A 1644-nucleotide genomic window follows, 5' to 3' on the forward strand; every position below is an offset into this window, starting at 1 on the left:
GCTGCAAAAAGAGCTTCTGCACGTAAAATCATTACAGTAATTCCTTACTTCGGATTTGCTCGTCAGGATAGAAAAGACAAGCCAAGAGTAGCAATTGGAGCAAAATTAGTAGCTAACATGTTAATGGCTGCAGGTGTAGATCGTTTAATTACAATGGATTTACACGCTGACCAAATTCAAGGATTCTTTGAATTCCCAGTGGATCACCTTTTTGCTTCTACTATTTTCTACCCAGAAATCGAGAAGTTAAACACAGGAAACTTAATCATGGCTGCTCCAGATGCTGGAGGTGCTAAAAGAGCAAACTCTTACGCTAAGAAGTTAGATGTTGGTTTAGCACTTTGTCATAAACAAAGACAAAAAGCTAACGAAGTTGCTACAATGACAGTGATAGGTGATGTTACAGGTAAAGATGTTGTTTTAGTGGATGATATGTGTGATACAGCAGGTACATTAACTAAAGCTGCAGATTTATTTATGGAAAAAGGAGCGAAAAGTGTTCGTGCTTTCTGTACGCACGCTGTGCTTTCTGGACCTGCCTACGACAGAATAAATGAATCAAACATTACAGAATTGATCGTTACAGATACAATTCCATTGAAACAAAAAAGTGATAAAATCAGAGTTATTTCTTCAGCAGATTTATTCTCAGATGTTATCAGAAGATTGGTGAACAACCAGTCAATTAGTTCGCATTTTATAATCTCATAATAAAATAAAAATGAAAACAGTACAATTGAGCGGTTCGCTAAGAGCGAACGTAGGGAAAAAGGACGCGAAGGCAGTTCGTAACGCTGGAAACGTACCTTGTGTACTTTACGGAACAGGTGAGCAAACTACTTTTGCAGTTAAGCACACTGATTTAGAGAAAATTGTTTTCTCTCCAGATGTATTCCAAATCGAGATCGACATCGATGGAACAACTAAAAGAGGAATTATCCAGGATTTGCAAATGCACCCTGTAACTGACAAGATTCAACACGTTGACTTTTTAGAGTTAGTTGATGACAAGCCAGTTAAAGTTGGTATTCCAGTATCATTAGTTGGACGTTCTAAAGGTGTATTGAACGGTGGACGTTTACAACAAGTATTCAGAAGAGTTAAGATTGAAGGTTTACCAAAAGATCTTCCTGCAACTGTAGAATTAGATATTACTCCATTGAGAATTGGACAAGCAATTAGAATTGGACAAATTGAAATTCCAGGATGTAAAGTTTTAGATCCAGCTTCAGCTGTTGCTGTATCTGTTAAAATGGCCAGAGGTGCTGTTAACGATACAGAAGAAGAAGAAGAAGGAGAAGAAGCTGCAGAAGCTTAGTCTATTTCAACGAGATTACACAAAGCGCATTCCTAAGGGATGCGCTTTTTTTATTGCCTAAACCCCAATCTAGCAGACCGTATTAGCGATAGCAATGGCACCCTGCAAGGAAAAAGTTTTGCTACACCCAACTTTTATGGGCGACAATAGAAGCCCAATGAAAGGTGCAGGTGTTGCTAACTTTGTACTGAAGCGTAGAATGTATAGCGCGACCCCTCCCCAAGAAGCTTGGGGAGGGGAAAGACACAATTAAATATTATTTTTAAGGCATGAGAAAACTGTTAACGACCCTCTTCACCCTTCTTACACTGGTAAGCTTTGCCCAA

Annotated in this window: 2 protein-coding genes; both read left to right on the forward strand. The window is 38.8% G+C overall.

Annotated elements, in window-relative coordinates:
* A partial coding sequence (locus tag AC22ZQ_RS14570) for a ribose-phosphate pyrophosphokinase (RefSeq protein WP_318959477.1) occupies positions 1-711 on the forward strand: 711 nt, incomplete at its 5' end.
* 10 nt (positions 712-721) lie between these two features.
* Positions 722-1318 carry a 50S ribosomal protein L25 gene (locus AC22ZQ_RS14575; RefSeq protein WP_318959478.1) on the forward strand — a complete coding sequence of 199 codons (597 nt, stop codon included), beginning with the start codon at positions 722-724 and terminating at the stop codon, positions 1316-1318.
* The last annotated feature ends 326 nt before the right edge of the window (positions 1319-1644 follow it).

The organism is Lishizhenia sp. (genome assembly GCF_057456495.1).